This window comes from Gluconacetobacter sacchari, assembly GCF_014174255.1.
In the GTDB taxonomy this organism is placed as follows: Bacteria; Pseudomonadota; Alphaproteobacteria; order Acetobacterales; family Acetobacteraceae; genus Gluconacetobacter; species Gluconacetobacter sacchari.
The window spans coordinates 1-3,244 of the sequence record NZ_JABEQJ010000074.1; the positions used below are offsets into that span (position 1 = coordinate 1).

Below are 3,244 nucleotides of genomic sequence, written 5' to 3' on the forward strand. Positions count from 1 at the left end.
GGCGACCGGATATTTGCGGGGCTTGTGCGCCTGTGCGGATGGCTGATGCTTGCTCTTCTGGGTGGGTTGATTGCGGTTTTGGCGTGGGGTGGGGTTTCCGCGTGGTCGTCGTTTGGCCCCGGCTTTGTGTGGAGCACGGTGTGGAACCCGGTTTCGGAGCAGTTTGGCGCGGCGGCGCCGGTGTTCGGGTCTGTGGTGACGACGGTTCTGGGGCTTGTGTTCGCGGTGCCGCTGGCGTTCGGGATTGCGTTCTGGCTGGTGGAGATGGCGCCCGCGGTTGTGGCGGGTCCGATCGGGATGGCGGTGCAGCTTCTGGCGGCGGTGCCGTCGATCATTTTCGGGATGTGGGGCTTTTTCGTGATCGTGCCGGTGATGGCGCGGTATGTGCAGCCATGGGCGCGGGTGCATCTGGGGCATGTGCCGGGGATCGGGGCGCTGTTCCAGGGGCCGCCATATGGGACGGGGCTGCTGACGGGGGGGCTGGTGCTGGCGGTGATGGTGACGCCGTTTGTCTGCGCGGTGATGCGCGACGTGTTCATGGCGATGCCTGGGCAGATCCGCGAGAGCGCGTATGGGCTGGGCGCGACGCGGTGGGAGGTGATGCGCAGCGTGACGCTGCCCTGGTCGCGCCCGGCGCTGATCGGCGGGGTGATGCTGGGGATGGGGCGGGCGCTGGGCGAGACGATGGCGGTGACGTTCGTGATCGGCAACGCGAACCGGATCGGCTGGTCGCTGTTTGCGCCGGGGAACACGATTGCGTCGCTGATCGCGCTGGAATTTCCCGAGAGCCCGGCGGGGAGCCTGAAGCTGGCGTCGCTGCTGGCGCTGGGGTTCATCCTGATGGTGATCTCGTTCCTGACGCTGGCCTGCTCGCGGCTGCTGATGCGCCGGGGAGTGGGCTGAGATGGTGGAGAAGGCGGGCTGGAACCGTCCGGGGAGCCTGGCGCTGCGGCGGCGGGTGGTGGACCGGGTGGCGACGGGACTGAGCATCGGGGCGACGGCGATCGTGCTGCTGGCGCTGGGGTCGATCCTGCTGACGCTGCTGGTGCGGGGGCTGCCCGGGCTGTCGTGGGGGACGCTGGTGCATGCGATGGCGCCGCCCGGGAGCAATGGCGGGCTGGCGAACGCGATCGTGGGCAGCCTGGTGCAGACGGGGTTCGCGGCGGCGATCGGGACGCCGGTGGGGCTGCTGACGGGGATCTACCTGTCGGAATATGCGCGCGACGGGCGTGTGGTGGACCTGGTGCGGTTCGTGTCGGACATGATGCTGTCGGCGCCGTCGATCCTGGTGGGGTTGTTCGTGTATATGCTGCTGGTGATGCCGTTCGGGCATTTCTCGGGGATTTCGGGCGCGATCGCGCTGGCGGTGCTGTTTGTGCCGGTGGTGGTGCGGACGACGGAGGACATGCTGGGGCTGGTGCCGCTGACGATGCGCGAGGCGGCGTATGCGCTGGGGGCGCCGAAATGGCGGGTTGTGTTGCAGGTGTGCCTGCGGGCGGCGCGGAGCGGAGTGCTGACGGGGATCCTGCTGGCGGTGGCGCGGGTGTCCGGCGAGACGGCGCCGCTGCTGTTCACGTCGCTGGGGAACATGAACTGGTCGCTGGACCTTGGGGCGCCGATGGCGAGCCTGCCGGTGGCGATCTATCAATATGCGGGGTCGGCCTATGACGACTGGGTGCAGCTTGCGTGGACGGGGGCGCTGCTGATCACGACGGGCGTGCTGGCGCTGAACGTGCTGGTGCGGGTATGGAGCCGGCAGTCCGGTGCCGGGCGCTGACGCTGAACCTGACGGGTTGGGACATTGGATCATGGATGGGACGGTGATGCAGGACGCGGCGCTGGCGGTGCGGGGGCTGGATTTCTGGTATGGGGCGAACCACGCGCTGAAGGGCATCACGATGGATTTCCCTGCGCGGCGGGTGACGGGGATGATCGGGCCGTCCGGGTGCGGGAAATCGACGCTGCTGCGGGTGCTGAACCGGATGTATGACCTGTATCCCGGGCAGCGGGCGACGGGGGAGGTGCTGTTCGACGGTCGGAACATCCTGTCGTCGGAGCTGGACCTGAACGTGCTGCGGGCGCGGGTGGGGATGGTGTTCCAGAAGCCGACGCCGTTTCCGATGTCGATCTACGAGAACATCGCGTTCGGTGTGCGGCTGCACGAGCGGCTGTCGCGTTCGGAGATGGACGGTCGGGTTGAGGACGTGCTGCGGCGGGTGGCGCTGTGGGCGGAGGTGAAGGACCGGCTGGGCGCGTCCGCGGCGGCGCTGTCGGGGGGGCAGCAGCAGCGGCTGTGCATCGCGCGGACGATCGCGACGCGGCCGGAGGTGATTTTGCTGGACGAGCCGACGAGCGCGCTGGACCCGATCTCGACGGCGCGGATCGAGGAACTGCTGGACGAACTGAAAGGCGAGTTCACGATCGCGATCGTGACGCATAACATGCAGCAGGCGGCGCGCTGCGCGGATCGGGTGGCGTTCTTCTACCTGGGCGAACTGGTCGAGGTGGACAGCGCCGACCGGATGTTCACCGCCCCGCGCGAGCGGCGGACCCAGGATTACATCACCGGCCGCTTCGGCTGAGTGCGCCAGGCAGGGGAGAGGCACCGTGGTCAAGGAACAGGCGCACACCGTCAGGAGCTACGAGCAGGAACTGGACCAGGTTCGGGGCATGCTGGTGCGGATGGGAGGAATCGTCGAAAGCCAGATGGTGATGGCGATGGCCGCGATCATCGATCGGGATGAGGACGCGGCGATGGAAGTGTCGGAGCGCGACCCGCAGGTGGACGAGCTGGAGCGCGAGATCGAGACCCTGTCGATCCGCCTGCTGGCGCTGCGGGCGCCGATGGCGGGCGACCTGCGCGAGATCGTGGCGGCGATGAAGATTTCGGGGGACCTGGAGCGCATCGGCGACTGCGCCGCCAGCATCGCGCGCCGCACGCTGCGGCTGGATGCGGGAGATGCGCGGCTTTCGCCCGGCGGGCTGCGCACCATGGGGCGGCTGGTGCAGGAGAACCTGCGCCGCGCGATCGACGCCATGAGCCAGCACGACAGCGAACGGGCGGTCGAGGTCTGGCAGTCGGACGCGGCGGTGGACGAGTTGTATACCGCGATGTTCCGCGAACTGGTGACGTACATGATGGAGGACCCGCGTACCATCCGGTCCTGCACGCATCTGCTGTTCATCGCCAAGAACCTGGAGCGGATCGGCGACCATGCCACCAACATCGCCGAACGCGTCTATT

The 3,244-nt window shown here is 68.2% G+C and carries 4 protein-coding genes; all 4 read left to right on the plus strand.

The features are described 5' to 3' along the window. The coding region (pstC, locus tag HLH48_RS22585; RefSeq protein ID WP_182999694.1) for a phosphate ABC transporter permease subunit PstC at positions 1 to 903 on the plus strand (903 nt) is incomplete at its 5' end. A 1-nt stretch (position 904) separates the two neighbouring features. After that, a complete protein-coding gene (gene pstA / locus HLH48_RS22590; protein ID WP_182999695.1) occupies positions 905 to 1,777 on the plus strand; it encodes a phosphate ABC transporter permease PstA in 873 nt (290 codons plus the stop codon). Positions 1,778 to 1,808: 31 nt separating this feature from the next. Beyond that, positions 1,809 to 2,582, plus strand: coding sequence for a phosphate ABC transporter ATP-binding protein PstB (gene pstB / locus HLH48_RS22595; RefSeq protein WP_182999696.1), 774 nt, complete (start codon positions 1,809 to 1,811; stop codon positions 2,580 to 2,582). Between the two features lie 25 nt (positions 2,583 to 2,607). Continuing rightward, positions 2,608 to 3,244: phosphate signaling complex protein PhoU (phoU, locus tag HLH48_RS22600; RefSeq protein WP_182999697.1), on the plus strand; the 637-nt coding region annotated here is incomplete at its 3' end.